The following is a 14,141-nucleotide window of genomic DNA, read 5'->3' as shown; positions in this document are numbered from 1 at the left end:
TATACCGAAACGGTTTTTTACCACCTCCTTACCTCCACCTCTTTGCGGTCGATATAATTTCTGTACCGGAAGGCCGGCATACCTAAGGCCATTCCGGCATAAATTTTTCCTTCTATTTCTAAAGCTTTTTCCAAACCGCCTTTTTTCTCCTGTTCAATAGCAGAACAGACAAATCCGGTATAGAACTGACTGATCCCCAAACATTCAGCCATCAGCGAACCGTTTTGATAAGCCAGATTAGCATCCTGACATCCAAACCGGCTTTCTCGAGGAGCATGGATAAAAAGTACAGCCTTAGCTTTACGCAAAATAAGATCATTCCCTACGGCATCCTCCTGTAACAAACGCTCAAATACCGGTATATAACGGAAAGCATCCGGCATCAGCCATTTAACCAGGGGCGTCAGCAAGGGATTCTGCATTTTTTTCAAAGCTGAGCGGAAAACGTCCAGTGTAAATGCTGTGATGAGGCGTAACTTGGCCGGATCAGTCACGATAGTATACCCCAACTCCTGCGCATTGCTGGCTGTGGGTGCCCGGTGAGCGGCTTCCACTATTTGCATCAACATTTCCGGGGGAACTGGTTTATCCGAAAAAGCCCGGTTCGACCGTCTTGCTTTCAATAACAACATCATCTGGTCCGGAGCAGGATAATCTTCATAACGGAAAGCATGTACCTTCTCTGCCGGAAACTCCGAATGTCTGACGGCTTCTGTCGGGCATACAGCCACGCAATGCCCACAGACAATACAATTCTGTAATTCCCTGACCTTCACCTTTCCTTTTTTTTCTTCCTGCCTCAATATCATTGAAGGACATATTTTCACACATTCTCCACAGCGGATACATTTTTCCGGATTAATATCTAAAGTCAATTCCATTTTTTTAGTATAAGTTTATCTCCTACCTCTTCCCTCCATTTCCCCCTGTCTTTGCAAACGACAATACCGTTTGCTCGATACTCGTTTTTATTCTATAAAGATAATCATTTTATGATTCACTGGTCTTCTCTTAACCGACAAAACAATCTTCCCGCATCAGTTGTCCATTCTTTTCAACCTCAGATGTAAAAGCGGAAAAGGATTTCCTTGTCCGTCCCTAGCAGAACGATCATATACCTGAAATCCCAAATGCTCATAAAAGCCAATCGCCAGGGGATTCTGCTCATTTACATCCACTTCATTTATCCCCAGTACCCGTATAGCATAGTTAACCAATGTCTTCCCCAGTCCTTTTCCCCGGCTACGGGGATGAACAAACAACATCTCCAGTTTATTTCCATGAACCCCCATGAAAGCCTCTGCTCCCCCCTGCTCATTGCAAATACACAGAAGCTTTTCCACTTTTCCCAAGTATTCTTTCACAAGGGGTTTTAACATTTTTATATCAGCATCTGTCAAAAAATGATGAGTAGCCCTTACAGACAACTCCCACAAGCCAACTAATTCATCTTGCTGATCAGAAACAACCGGAATTATATCTTTCTCTGAAATCATTCTTTTCTTCTCTAATACGAACCTTTTCTCACAGGGGAATCTTTACCCCTGCCATTATTTTCTGCCTTCTTTTATAAAAATTCCCTTCCTTTACGTTCCTCCAGAATTTGCGGCATATGAGTCAACGCCCAATTCACCAATCCCTGAATACAAGGAATCAAACTATCTCCTCTTTCCGTCAAACAATATTCTACCCGAGGAGGTACTTCCGGATACACCTTACGATTGACTAACCCGTCGGCCTCCAGCGCCCGCAAAGAAACAGTAAGCATGCGTTGGGAAATATCCCCTATACTTTTCTGAATATCGCTGAAACGCATTGTCTGATTAGCATCCAATGTTATTAAAATCAACATAGCCCATTTACTACTCAAATGGCTTAAAATATCCCGGACGGGACATACCGCATTGTGATGAAAATTTTGCATTTTTTTAACAATCTCCTATTCAATTGTCTTTCAGCATTCGTTACACAAATGTAAGTTGCTTATCTTCAGATCCGTTCTTGTTTATGCCGAAAATAGCCCCTACTTTTACATCACAAAAGTAATAAACTTACCAAAAAGAACTATTGTTTCAATTATAAATTTACAATCATGGCAAAACAAGTAGCAGTATTAGCAGTAAATCCGGTAAACGGATTGGGTTTATTCCAGTACCTGGAAACCTTTTTTGAAAAGGGGATTTCTTATCGGGTATTTGCAGTTTCCGACAGTAAAACGATTTCCACCAATTCAGGTATTGTTTTACAGGCAGATGATATAATCGCTTCTTTAAAAGGTCAGTCGGATCATTACGATGCTTTGGTCTTCTCCTGCGGCGATGCCGTTCCCGTTTTCCAAAACAATGCCACAAAATCTTTCAATTTGGACCTATTAACAGTGATCCAGGAATTCGCCGGAAAGCATAAAATAATGGCAGGTCACTGTGCCGCCGGTTTGATATTCGAGATGGCAGGGATTACAGAAGGGAAAAAATTAGCCGTTCATCCTTTAGCGAAGCCGGCTATTCAAAAAGGTATAGCTACAGATGAAGTAGTTATGATAGACGATCATTTCTATACGGCCCAGTGTGAACATACTCTCCCCAACCTGATGCCTGAATTGGTGAAAGCCTTACAATAAATACCAGAACGTTCCAGTGTTCGAAAACTTCAGAAGATTCAGACATGCTTTAGGGCCTTAGGCTCTTTTGAAGTGTAGGAATCCTTCTCTATTCGGACACTTGAACGTTTTTTCTCTACCCGCATATTGTCTTTTATCTATCCAGCAAATGCTTCAAAGCGATCAAGGGATGATAAACGAGCATCCGCGGACCGGCAAAACGCATGACCTTCCGCATTTGTTCTCTTAATTCCGGCTTATAGCAATGTACAGCGCAACGTTTACAAACTGTTTTCTTTTCTCCAAAGGGGCAACGATCCAGTCTTGCATAAGCATACTCCAACAACCGCCTGCAATTTTCACAACAGTCTTCGTTCCCTTCCTTTTGACGGCAATACAGCCGAACCATAATGCTTACGACATTCTTCTCCCTTTCAATACGTGTCATTCTTTTTCCCAACAATCAAATTCATTTTAGCTCAAAATTCCCCGGACGATCAAAATCCGGCTCTACGAATGGATGACAAGCGACACAGATTCCGATCGCATAGCCTTTCCATTTCATTTTTCTGTATTCTTTCGGTTAAGAGGCAGGAGTTACCACTCTTTATCCCAGGGAAACAGACTCTGAATTTCGCTCTCCTTTTAAACGATATCTTTAAATTTTTTCGCAATTTGGCAAAATTACCCGAATAATAAAGCATAAATCCCCTTGATTTTATTTTTGATACCTTTACTAAAAGGCGAAAATCCTCTTTCCAAACTTAAAGAAATTACCAATTGGTAATTTTTATTCCTTGCGAATACTTTACTTTTGCACCCATAAAAACGAAGCGCAATGAGGGAGAGTATTGATTTCGGGCATATGAATATTTCCAGATTATTCCGGAAATTATTAATTCCCACAGTATTAGGAATGGTATTTTCTGCGGTTTTTGTCATTACAGACGGAATTTTTGTCGGAAAAGGAATAGGGAGCGATGCACTAGCTGCTGTCAACATTACAGCGCCTTTGTTTATGATTACGACGGGTATAGGCTTAATGTTCGGAGTTGGTGCTTCTGTTACGGCTTCTATTCTGCTCTCACAAGGTAAAATCAAGGCAGCCAATATCAACATCACGCAAGCACTGGGAATTTCCACACTCCTGATATTGGTTATGTCGGCCGTATGTCTTACCTCTCTGGAACCTATCGGCAGGTTATTAGGGAGCTCAGAACGATTACTTCCTGATGTAATGGAGTATATGAAATGGTACGTACCTTTCCTGGTTTTTTATTTATTACTCACTGCCGGTATGTTTTTTATCCGTTTGGATGGTTCTCCCAATTATGCGATGTTATGTAACGCCGTAGCAGCAGTCACGAATGTCATTCTGGATTACATCTTCATATTTCGTTTCGGCTGGGGATTAATGGGAGCAGCTTTCGCAACGAGCCTAGGCACTTCAGTGGGAGGAGTGATGACACTACTTTATCTGATGTATTTTTCTCATAATCTACGGCTTCGCCGGATTAAAATCAGTTGCAAAAGCCTGCAACTCACTTGTCGAAATATCGGCCACATGATAAAACTGGGATCTTCGGCTTTCATCAGCGAAGCCTCCATTGCCTGTATGATGTTTTTGGGGAATTATGTATTTATCCGGTATCTGGGAGAAGAAGGAGTAGCAGCTTTCAGCATCGCTTGTTATTTTTTCCCTATTATCTTTATGATATACAATGCTATTGCACAATCAGGACAGCCTATTATCAGTTACAATTTCGGTATCCGGAATCAGGATCGTATTTCCCGCACCGTAAGACTTATGATAAAGACGGCTTTAACTTGTGGAATCTGCTTTTTTATATTTACCGCCCTTTTTAGCCGGCAAATCGTCGCCTTATTCATTGACGAAAGTTATGCCGCCTACCACATTGCCGTAAAAGGTTTACCCTATTTTGCCTTCGGATTTATCTTCTTCGCCCTGAATATGGTCGGCATCGGCTACTACCAGAGCATCGAAAAAGCTCATCGGGCAACGATAGTGACTTTGTTACGCGGCATTGTATTTATGTCGGTCGGGTTCTTTTTACTTCCTCTGTTATGGGGTATAAAAGGTATTTGGCTGGCTGTTCCCTCAGCCGAATTATTAACCTTGCTTTTTATCGGAGGAATTTATGCCAAAGAGCATTGGCGAACACGCCGATGATATATATTTGTATCTTCAATCTGAAAGATGGGCATTATGGAGGCATTTATAGAAAAATTCCGGAAAAAATATCGCATACCCGCCACCGACCTACAGCTGTTAATCGACTGTATGCAGGAAATACATTTTAAAAAGAAGGAAATCATTGTCGGCGAAGGAGAAAAAAATACAAACCTCTACCTTATCAAACAGGGTATTTGGCGGGGACATTATCTGAAAGACGGAGTAGATACTACAATCTGGTTTGCTTCCGCAGGGGAGGCTGCTTTTTCGGTCTGGGGTTATGCAGATAATTCCGCTTCGCCTATTTCCATAGAAGTATGTTGTGACAGCCTCGCTTACTGTATTTCCGGACAAGACTTAAATACGCTCTACTCTTCCTCCATTGAATTAGCCAACTTAGGGCGAAAACTGATGGAACAGCAATTGCTTTCTACCGAAAACTGGTTAATTAGCAGTGGAAGTCCACGGGCCCAAGAACGTTACCTGACCCTGATCCGGGATACGCCGGAATTACTGAAATACGTACCCCAAAAGCATATCGCCTCCTATTTGTGGATTACCCCCCAATCCCTGAGCCGGATCCGGGCAAAAATAAAATGCTGATCCCTCTGGAGCTCTGCTTTAAAGAAATTTTCTTTTTCAATTGCCGGGCAATTCTGCCGCCAGAAAAGAAGCGGTAACGGAAGAAGGGCAGGACAACATTTCAGCGGGAGTTCCGGCAAAAAGGACTTGGCCTCCCATTCGTCCTCCGCCAGGCCCTAGCTCAATCACATAGTCTGCTGCCTTCAGTACTTCCAGCTGATGTTCCACTAAAAATATGGAATTTCCCCGCTCAACCATCGACTCAAACAAGGCTATCAACTGGTGAATATCCTTGACATGCAAGCCGTCGGTAGGTTCATCCACCACAAACACCTCTCCTTCACAGCCCAGATAAGAAGCGAGCTTCATACGTTGCAGTTCTCCTCCCGACAAAGTAGAAAGAGCCTGATTTAAATGTAAATACCCCAATCCCACTTCCAGCAAAGGTTGCAGTTTTTTTTCGATGTTCGTTCCGGCAAATTGCTTTGCAGCCCTCCTGACAGTCATATCCATCACTTCAGCAATGGTATATCCGTCTACCTTATATTGCAAAGCTTCCGTCGAATAACGCAGTCCCCCGCAGGCCTCACAGACCGTCTCGATAGCCTCCATAAAAGCCATATCCGAAACAACAACACCTTTGCCTCCGCATACCGGGCATCCTCCTTTTCCATTAAAGGCGAACATACTCATCCCCACCCCGCTCCGTTGGCCGAAAATCTTACGGATATCGTCTGCTACCCCTAAATAAGTAGCCGGAGTAGAACGCAAACTAACCCCTATATTTTTCTGACTGATATAGAGGATTTCCTTACCAGGCCTCTGCTCTGAAAAATTTTGTCTGAAACATTCCATCAGAGAGCTTTTACCCGAACCGGCTACCCCTGCAATAACCACCAAGATCCCCATCGGTAAATTTACACTGACATCCTTTAAATTATGCAGGCAGGCATGTTCTATGTAAAACCACTCCCGGGGATTACGAACCTTGGATTTAAAAGGTAATTTTTCTGTAATCCGATTCCCGGTTTCCGTTCCGCTTCGGAGCAAACCTTCATAATCCCCTTCATACAAAATCGATCCTCCCGCCATTCCGGAACCGGGTCCCATATCGACCACATGATCGGCAATCTTAATCATCTCTTTGTGATGTTCTACCAATAAAACCGTATTCCCATGATCCCGCAGTTTACGGACCGAATTTTTCAACAGGTGAATATCCAGACTATGCAAGCCCACGCTGGGTTCATCCAGTACATATAAAATATCTGATAAGGCAGAATTGATATATTTAGCGATCTTGCATCGTTGGGCTTCTCCTCCGGAAAGAGTGCCCATTCCCCGGTCGAGTGTCAGATAACCCAGTCCGATTTCCTCCAAGGCTTCCAAACGTCCCCGAAGGGCGGATTTCAGATCTTCTGCCAAAGGATCGGTGATATGTTCCAGCCATTTGATCATTTCCGGAACAGCCAGAGCTGTCACCTCTGCAATATTCTTTCCTTCGATGCGACAGGACAACACAGCCGGATTCAAACGGCTCCCTTTACAATCCGGACATATTCCCCGGGTCGTCATAGGGTCGAGCAATTTCCGGTGTAACTTTCCTTCTTCGGAATGAATAATGCTCCGGTACATCCTCGTCATCAGACCTTCATACTTAGCGGTCTTTGGCCACTCTGCCGGGGGATTTTTCAACCGTATCTGAGGGGAATACAAAAACAATTCCAACTCATCAGGGGAATAATCGCGTATTTTTTTATCCAAATCGAACAATCCGCTACAAGCATAACGAATCCAACGCCATTCTCCCGGCCTAAAGGCCACATAATGAATAACTCCTTCCTCATTCAGAGACTTGTCAAAATCCACTAACTTGTGTACATCCAATTCGGTAACCTCTCCCAGTCCGTCGCAACGCGTACAACGTCCCTGAGGATGGTTAAAAGAAAACGTATCGGAATAGCCGACAAAGGGTTTACCGACACGTGAAAATAATAAACGCAATAAAGCATAAATATCCGTATAGGTACCGACAGTCGAACGGGCATTCGGAGCAGGTTTACGCTGATCGATAACAATAGCTACAGGTAAATTTTCAATCCGCTCCACGCGAGGACGACCGTATTTGGGTAAATATTGCTGAACGAAACTCGGAAAAGTTTCGTTCAATTCCCGTCGGGATTTTGCAGCAATCGTATCCAAGACCAAAGAAGATTTTCCGGAACCCGACACTCCCGTAAATACAGTAATCTGTTTTTTAGGAATTTCAGGGAGAGGTGTTTCAGGTTATTTTCATTGGCCCCTTCTACAACAATATATTCCGCTGCTGATTGATCCATATTCCATTTTTAACGATCGGAGACCAAGCCTTCCGATTCTTTCTCTATCCTTTTCTTTCTTTGTCGACAAAAAGAAATTCTCCTTTTTCTCTATCGATACTATTTCTACGCAGTTTTTCCGACCTTGTTGGAAAAAGATAAGCTTTCCTTTCGCCCCTCGTAAGCACTTCCTGGATTGGCGAAACTCCGGTTCGGACAAAATTTGCCATTGTTTTTCACGATTCAAGTAATATCCGCAACGAAATCCTGCCCGTCGAACCCGAAGAGAAACTTCCTCCTGTTAGTCACATGTCGTGTGCTAAGAGGAGGAAGTTTTGGTGTTTTAACAGAGCTTGAGTTGACAGAAAAGCGAGGGAAGCTTCCGACTATTCCCCCATTACACCTACTTTTTTAAAGTCAACTTATACACTTCCGTACCGTGAGCCTTAGGGGACACGGTCAATGTTTCCATCGTCCCCAAATTTACATGTTTCCAGATATCCCTGACCTTTACTTTTCCCTTCATGCCCATTTCTTTAAAATGAAGGGTGACGGTTTCCGGTTGTTCTCCCCGGTTCAACACAGCCACTGCGACTCCATCCTCTAAGTTTTTTTGCCATATTTCACAATTTCCTTCCGTTTTCACGACCACAGCCTGTTTTCCCAATGCATCCTGATTGATGGCTATTATTTCTTCATTTAAAAGAATATCTTTTACCGAATCGGCCATCGAGCGGACATCATTTCCGCTTAATAAAGGGGCTGCCATCATACACCACAAACTCATATGACTCCTGTATTCTTCCAAAGTACATCCAAAATCCTTCCGGCCGTCGTTAATACTGAAACTTTTCCCGAATATTCCCACAGTCAACATATCCGGATCGTTCCATGCCCCCGGACCTGCATAATCAGCCAGATTTTTATTCCGGTCCAGGATATTGACTATTCCTAAAAAATTTTTATTGTCTGTACTCCATTTATCCCGGATATCCCCGGTAGTACGCCAATAATGTCCTCCGACCTCCTTAGCCCAGGTCCAGGGTTCACGCCCTCCCCATTCGCATACGCTAAATACGATAGAACGATCGGTAGCCCGTAAAGCTTCTCCCATTTTCCGATACCTTACTATTGCAGTATCCCGTTCTTCAGGAGCCCCGCAATAATCATACTTTAACAGATCCACTCCCCAGGAAGCGAAATCCCGGGCATCGATATCTTCATACCCATAACTTCCACATACACCTCCACAAGTATAACGGGAAGCATCGGAATAAATGCCCAAACGGAATCCTCTTTCGTGTAAATAATCTGCCACATATTTTATACCCCGGGGAAATTTTTCCTTATTGATCTGTATCCGTCCGTCTGCTCCCCGGTCTTTCAACTGCCAGTAGTCGTCAATATTGATATATTGGTAACCCAAATCCCGCATTCCATTAGCAATCATAGCATCTGCTGTCTCCAGCACCAAAGCCTCTGTCAGTTCAGGTCCGAAGGTATTCCAGCTATTCCACCCCATAACAGGTGTAAGCGCCAACTCATCGCCTATCTGGATATTCAGCTCACTCACACTTTTCCCCTTTGCATTTTCCGCTGTAATTTTCACTTTATAATCCCCCGCTTCATTTACCACTCCCCGAATAATACCGGTCCCCGAATCCAGTAACAAACCTTCCGGTAAATTTTCAGCTCTCCAGGTCATCGGGCGTTCCCCGGACGTCGGTACGGCAAAAACAAACTCCGTATGAGGATAATTCCCCGTCACATAAGGAGCATTTATTCGGGGAGCTCCCTCAAATACATGTTCATACTTCTTTTCTGTTTGAGTACATCCCCAAACCGACAATATCCAAAATAAATACAACACACCTTTCATATCTATAAGGTTTTAATTAAACTGCTTATATACAAACGGCTCTCAGCGAATCCGTGCTCGGAATAAAATCAACACTTCCTCCGGAAAAGCAACCTCCCCAAACAAAATTTCACCTTCCCCCAGAGGGGCCTTCTTTTCAGCAATTACCAACTTATTCCAGAAAGTTTATCGATCTCCGTCTCTCATTTATACATTTTCGCCGACTGCTCCCGTATCGTTTCACTGGTTATATAATCGTCAAAATCCATCCGTTTATCAATTGTCCCCTCAGGGGTCAACTCGATAATCCGGTTACAAACCGTCTGAATAAATTCATGGTCGTGCGAATTCATCAACACAATCCCTTTAAAGGACACCAACATATTATTAAAGGCTTGTATCGATTCCAAGTCCAGGTGATTGGCGGGAGAGTCCAAAACCAAAACATTGGCATTCTTCAGCATCATGCGGGCAATCATACAACGCATTTTTTCTCCTCCCGACAACACTTTCACATTTTTATAAATGTCTTCTCCTGAAAACAACATCTTTCCCAAAAATCCCCGGAGAAATGTTTCGCTCGTATCATCCGAAAATTGTCCCAGCCAATCGATCAGTTTCATATCCGTATCGAAATAAGCCGAATTATCAATCGGTAAATAAGCTGTTGTCACCGTCACTCCCCAGCTATAACTTCCGCTATCGGCTTTCAAATTATCGGTTATAATTTCCAGCAATGCCGTCATGGCTCTCGGATCCTTCGACCAGAAAACAATTTTATCCCCTTTCTCCACTGTGAACTCCACTTCCCGGAACAACCATTTCCCTTCTACTTGCTTAGACAAACCCGTTACTTCCAAAATCTTATCTCCGACTTCCCGTTCCGGGGTAAAAATAATCCCCGGATACTTACGGGTAGAAGGCATAATCTCTTCTACATTTAATTTTTCCAGCATCTTTTTACGACTGGTGGTCTGTTTCGATTTCGCCACATTCGCACTAAACCGCTGAATGAACTCCATCAATTCCTTTTTCTTCTCCTCCGCTTTCTTATTCTTGGCTTGTGCCTGACGCAAAGCTAATTGGCTGGACTCATACCAGAAACTATAATTACCTGCAAACAGCTGGATTTTACCGAAGTCGATATCTACCGTATGCGTACTCACAGCATCCAGAAAATGACGGTCGTGCGAAACAACCAATACCGTATTCTCATAATTAGACAGGTAATTTTCCAACCACATAACCGTCTCTATATCCAAGTCATTGGTCGGCTCATCCAGCAGCAGATTGTCCGGCTTTCCAAACAAAGCCTGAGCCAACAATACGCGTACTTTTTGCTTACCGCTCAAATCTTTCATCAAGGAATAATGCAGTTCTTCCTTTATTCCCAAACCGCTTAATAAAGAAGCAGCATCACTTTCTGCATTCCACCCGTCCATTTCAGCAAATTTTTCCTCCAACTCTGCTGCCCGAACGCCGTCTTCATCCGAAAAATCAGGCTTTGCATATAAAGCATCCTTCTCCTTCATGACGTTCCATAAATCCATATGGCCCTGCAATACCGTATCCAGTACCGTGCATTCATTATAAGCAAAGTGGTCCTGTTTCAATACCGACAAACGTTCTCCCGGCCCAAACATTACAGTTCCGCGTGTCGGTTCCAACTCACCGCTTAAAATCCGCAACAAAGTGGATTTACCGGCACCATTCGCTCCAATTACACCATAACAATTTCCCGGAGTAAACTTTAAATTTACATCTTGAAATAAAATACGTTTTCCAAACTGAATCTCTAAATTCGAAACTGTAATCATTACTCAATATACTTTTTACTGATATTCAATATTTTACTTTCTTCAAAACGAGCGCAAATTTACAATATTATTTTGGTTCCTGCAATCGTTCCCCTGCTTCCCGACAAGGGAAAAATAAATTATCCCTTATCTGTTTCAGACAGGGCCGTAAGACATCTTCCCAAAGCTTCCTGCCACAGCGGGATTTCGATTCTATATCTTCGTTTTATCTTCGTTTTATCCAGGATAGCATAAGCAGGACGCTTGGCTTTCGTCGGATATTGAGCTGTCGTCAAAGGATGTACTTTACATTCTATTCCACTCTGAGCTACAATTTCCCGGGCAAACTCATACCAACTGCAGGCTCCTTCATTGGTATAATGATAAATTTCCACCGTATTCTCCAGCTCGTTTTCAGCTACTATTTCGACAATTACTTTTGCCAAATCTGCCGCATAAGTAGGAGTACCGATCTGATCGGCCACCACACTGACCTCTCCCTTCTCAGAAGCCAGACGAAGAATCGTTTTTACAAAATTATTCCCGTTGGCAGAATACAACCAAGCTGTCCGGAGGATAACGGCCAAACAGCCTGATTTTTGAATCGCCCGCTCTCCTTCCCATTTCGTCATGCCGTACACATTCTGGGGACAAGGCCGATCTTTTTCCGTATAAGGAACTGTTGCTGTTCCGTCAAAAACATAATCGGTAGAGATGTGAATCAATAAACAGTCTTCGGCTGCCGCAACTTTAGCTAAATTGGCCACGGCCGTGGTATTGATAAAAGCCGCCCTCTCCTTTTCCTCTTCCGCTTGCTCTACAGCCGTATAAGCCGCACAATTAACAATCGTATCGATTTCTTTTTCCCTTACAAAATTCCATACCGCTTGCTCGTCTGTAATATCCAGTTCCGGCAGATCCGTATAAAAAACCTCGTCTAAAAGAGTAAATCCTGTTTTCCGGAGTTCTGTCCCCAATTGTCCTTTTGAACCAGTCACTAATATATTTGCCATAATCTTATTCTCTTTCTTACTTTTTTTAGAGTCCGGATGACCTTACTTTCCGGGTACCGTACATTTTTTCGTAATACAATTGATACTCCCCGCTCGTCACACGATCCAGCCATTCTTCGTTTTCCAAATACCAACGTACGGTTTTCTCCAGTCCTTCTTCAAATTGCAAAGAAGGCTCCCAGCCCAATTCTTTCTTCAATTTAGTAGAATCAATGGCATAACGTACATCATGTCCGGCCCGGTCCTCCACATAGGTAATCAATTTCTCAGAAGCTCCCCTCGGGCGGTCCAGCAACCGATCCGTAATGCTCACCAACAACCGGACCAAATCAATATTTTTCCATTCGTTAAATCCTCCGATATTGTATGTCTCTCCCAGTTTTCCTTGATGAAAAATTAAATCGATCGCGCGTACATGATCCTCCACAAACAACCAATCCCGTACATTTTCACCTTTTCCATACACCGGCAAAGGTCTGTTATAACGGATATTGTTGATAAACAAAGGAATCAATTTTTCCGGAAACTGATAAGCCCCGTAATTGTTCGAACAATTCGAAATTTTTACGGGCAAACCGTAAGTATCGTGATAAGCCCTGACAAAATGATCGGAAGAAGCTTTAGAAGCCGAATAAGGGGAATGCGGCTCATAACGGGTCGTCTCGGTAAACAAGCCTTTTCCTTCCGACAAAGATCCGTACACCTCGTCGGTCGAAACATGATAAAATAATTTATCCTCCCAAGCTCCTTCCCAGGCGGTTTTAGCCGCCTGTAACAAACTCAGTGTTCCCATAATATTAGTCTGGGCAAAAGCAAAAGGATCCCGGATGGAACGGTCCACATGACTTTCCGCAGCCAAATGTATCACTCCCTCTATCCGATAATGTGCAAACAGGGATTGCATACGGGGGTAATCGCAAATATCCGCTCGTACAAATTCATAATTTGGTTTTTCTTCGATGTCCCGCAAATTTTCCAGGTTTCCCGCATAGGTCAGTTTATCCACATTCACAATCCGATAAGCCGGATATTTATCCAACATATGCCTTACCAAATGGGAACCGATAAAACCGGCCCCTCCTGTTATTAAAATAGTTTTCATAAGCTTTTTTTATACCGACAGCAAAATGCTCTTAAACTTCCTCCCTGTTGGATATCTTTCCGATCGTCAAAATCTAAAACACGAAACTCTCCCGAAAAGATTTCAGCTGCTTATCTTTTTCCGAACAAAGTATATCTTTCTGCGGAATACGCCAATCAATCCCCAGCTCAGGATCATCAAAGCGGATTCCTCCTTCCTGACCGGGTGTATAATAATTATCGCATTTATATTGGAAAATAACTTCCTCGCTCAATACGGCAAATCCATGGGCAAACCCCTTGGGAATAAATAATTGCCGTTTATTTTTTTCACTCAGTTCCACTGCAACATGCTTCCCGAAGGTCGGAGAATCTTTCCGTAAATCCACATTTACATCCCAGACACATCCTTTTACAACCCGTACTAATTTAGCCTGTTCATAAGGAGCCAACTGATAATGCAATCCCCGAAGCACCCCGTAAAAAGATTTGGATTCGTTATCCTGGACAAAATTTACCCTTCCAACCTTTTCTTCAAAATCCCGCTGAGAAAAACTCTCGAAGAAATATCCCCTTGTATCTTCAAATAAATGAGGTTCCAAAATGACAACCCCCTCTATAGCTGTTTCAATTACATTCATTCTCTCTAATCCTTATGTTTTAGTATTACAGACGATTAGCCACTCTTTTCAGTTTCCCCG

The 14,141-nt window shown here is 43.1% G+C and carries 13 protein-coding genes; 3 read left to right on the top strand and 10 right to left on the bottom strand.

The window, feature by feature from the left end; all coding sequences use genetic code 11:
- Positions 1–17: 17 nt before the first annotated feature.
- From HMPREF9449_RS01765 to HMPREF9449_RS01755, 3 genes are all read right to left on the bottom strand, one after another.
- Complete coding sequence (locus HMPREF9449_RS01765) at positions 18–881, bottom strand: nitroreductase family protein (protein WP_009135510.1); 864 nt, start codon at positions 879–881, stop codon at positions 18–20.
- A 156-nt stretch (positions 882–1,037) separates the two neighbouring features.
- Positions 1,038–1,496: a GNAT family N-acetyltransferase gene (locus HMPREF9449_RS01760; RefSeq protein WP_009135509.1), complete on the bottom strand. Its 459-nt coding sequence runs from the start codon at positions 1,494–1,496 to the stop codon at positions 1,038–1,040.
- A 71-nt stretch (positions 1,497–1,567) separates the two neighbouring features.
- Complete coding sequence (locus tag HMPREF9449_RS01755) at positions 1,568–1,924, bottom strand: winged helix-turn-helix transcriptional regulator (RefSeq protein WP_009135508.1); 357 nt, start codon at positions 1,922–1,924, stop codon at positions 1,568–1,570.
- Between the two features lie 168 nt (positions 1,925–2,092).
- Between HMPREF9449_RS01755 and HMPREF9449_RS01750 the strand changes: the two genes are divergently transcribed.
- Entirely contained in the window at positions 2,093–2,620 is a 528-nt protein-coding gene (locus tag HMPREF9449_RS01750) for a DJ-1/PfpI family protein (protein WP_009135507.1), read from the top strand.
- A 133-nt stretch (positions 2,621–2,753) separates the two neighbouring features.
- On the opposite strand, the gene HMPREF9449_RS01745 is transcribed toward HMPREF9449_RS01750, so the two are convergent.
- Positions 2,754–3,047, bottom strand: coding sequence for a nitrous oxide-stimulated promoter family protein (locus HMPREF9449_RS01745; RefSeq protein WP_009135506.1), 294 nt, complete (start codon positions 3,045–3,047; stop codon positions 2,754–2,756).
- Positions 3,048–3,437: 390 nt separating this feature from the next.
- Between HMPREF9449_RS01745 and HMPREF9449_RS01740 the strand changes: the two genes are divergently transcribed.
- Both HMPREF9449_RS01740 and HMPREF9449_RS01735 read left to right on the top strand, forming a co-directional pair.
- Positions 3,438–4,790, top strand: a complete 1,353-nt coding sequence (locus tag HMPREF9449_RS01740) for an MATE family efflux transporter (protein WP_009135505.1) — start codon at positions 3,438–3,440, stop codon at positions 4,788–4,790.
- Between the two features lie 36 nt (positions 4,791–4,826).
- Positions 4,827–5,396 (top strand): Crp/Fnr family transcriptional regulator, encoded by a 570-nt coding sequence (locus HMPREF9449_RS01735; RefSeq protein ID WP_009135504.1) that lies wholly within the window; start codon positions 4,827–4,829, stop codon positions 5,394–5,396.
- A 36-nt stretch (positions 5,397–5,432) separates the two neighbouring features.
- Here the strand turns inward: HMPREF9449_RS01735 and HMPREF9449_RS01730 are convergent, their stop codons facing one another.
- The 6 genes from HMPREF9449_RS01730 to rfbC form a co-directional block, all read right to left on the bottom strand.
- Positions 5,433–7,577, bottom strand: coding sequence for an excinuclease ABC subunit UvrA (locus HMPREF9449_RS01730; protein WP_232211399.1), 2,145 nt, complete (start codon positions 7,575–7,577; stop codon positions 5,433–5,435).
- Between the two features lie 519 nt (positions 7,578–8,096).
- The gene (locus HMPREF9449_RS01725; protein WP_009135501.1) at positions 8,097–9,572 is read right to left on the bottom strand and encodes a putative Ig domain-containing protein; all 1,476 of its coding nucleotides are present in this window, start codon (positions 9,570–9,572) and stop codon (positions 8,097–8,099) included.
- A 182-nt stretch (positions 9,573–9,754) separates the two neighbouring features.
- Positions 9,755–11,368 carry an ABC-F family ATP-binding cassette domain-containing protein gene (locus HMPREF9449_RS01720; RefSeq protein ID WP_009135500.1) on the bottom strand — a complete coding sequence of 538 codons (1,614 nt, stop codon included), beginning with the start codon at positions 11,366–11,368 and terminating at the stop codon, positions 9,755–9,757.
- Positions 11,369–11,487: 119 nt separating this feature from the next.
- Positions 11,488–12,360, bottom strand: a complete 873-nt coding sequence (gene rfbD / locus HMPREF9449_RS01715) for a dTDP-4-dehydrorhamnose reductase (protein ID WP_009135499.1) — start codon at positions 12,358–12,360, stop codon at positions 11,488–11,490.
- Positions 12,361–12,385: 25 nt separating this feature from the next.
- Complete coding sequence (gene rfbB / locus HMPREF9449_RS01710; RefSeq protein ID WP_009135498.1) at positions 12,386–13,462, bottom strand: dTDP-glucose 4,6-dehydratase; 1,077 nt, start codon at positions 13,460–13,462, stop codon at positions 12,386–12,388.
- A gap of 73 nt (positions 13,463–13,535) precedes the next feature.
- Positions 13,536–14,081 carry a dTDP-4-dehydrorhamnose 3,5-epimerase gene (gene rfbC / locus HMPREF9449_RS01705; RefSeq protein ID WP_009135497.1) on the bottom strand — a complete coding sequence of 182 codons (546 nt, stop codon included), beginning with the start codon at positions 14,079–14,081 and terminating at the stop codon, positions 13,536–13,538.
- Positions 14,082–14,141 lie beyond the last annotated feature (60 nt).

It is taken from the genome of Odoribacter laneus YIT 12061 (genome assembly GCF_000243215.1).
Classification (GTDB): Bacteria; Bacteroidota; Bacteroidia; order Bacteroidales; family Marinifilaceae; genus Culturomica; species Culturomica lanea.
The sequence above is the reverse complement of the archived record's forward strand: the minus strand, read 5'-3'. Positions and strand labels throughout refer to the sequence as shown.

Bases quoted from the DNA above. Each gene is read 5' to 3' on its own strand.
- HMPREF9449_RS01720 (WP_009135500.1), bottom strand. From the start codon at position 11,368: ATGATTACAGTTTCGAATTTAGAGATTCAGTTTGGAAAACGTATTTTA.
- rfbC (WP_009135497.1), bottom strand. From the start codon at position 14,081: ATGAATGTAATTGAAACAGCTATAGAGGGGGTTGTCATTTTGGAACCT.
- HMPREF9449_RS01725 (WP_009135501.1), bottom strand. From the start codon at position 9,572: ATGAAAGGTGTGTTGTATTTATTTTGGATATTGTCGGTTTGGGGATGT.
- HMPREF9449_RS01760 (WP_009135509.1), bottom strand. From the start codon at position 1,496: ATGATTTCAGAGAAAGATATAATTCCGGTTGTTTCTGATCAGCAAGAT.
- HMPREF9449_RS01745 (WP_009135506.1), bottom strand. From the start codon at position 3,047: ATGACACGTATTGAAAGGGAGAAGAATGTCGTAAGCATTATGGTTCGG.
- rfbB (WP_009135498.1), bottom strand. From the start codon at position 13,462: ATGAAAACTATTTTAATAACAGGAGGGGCCGGTTTTATCGGTTCCCAT.
- HMPREF9449_RS01735 (WP_009135504.1), top strand. From the start codon at position 4,827: ATGGAGGCATTTATAGAAAAATTCCGGAAAAAATATCGCATACCCGCC.
- HMPREF9449_RS01755 (WP_009135508.1), bottom strand. From the start codon at position 1,924: ATGCAAAATTTTCATCACAATGCGGTATGTCCCGTCCGGGATATTTTA.
- HMPREF9449_RS01750 (WP_009135507.1), top strand. From the start codon at position 2,093: ATGGCAAAACAAGTAGCAGTATTAGCAGTAAATCCGGTAAACGGATTG.
- rfbD (WP_009135499.1), bottom strand. From the start codon at position 12,360: ATGGCAAATATATTAGTGACTGGTTCAAAAGGACAATTGGGGACAGAA.
- HMPREF9449_RS01765 (WP_009135510.1), bottom strand. From the start codon at position 881: ATGGAATTGACTTTAGATATTAATCCGGAAAAATGTATCCGCTGTGGA.
- HMPREF9449_RS01740 (WP_009135505.1), top strand. From the start codon at position 3,438: ATGAGGGAGAGTATTGATTTCGGGCATATGAATATTTCCAGATTATTC.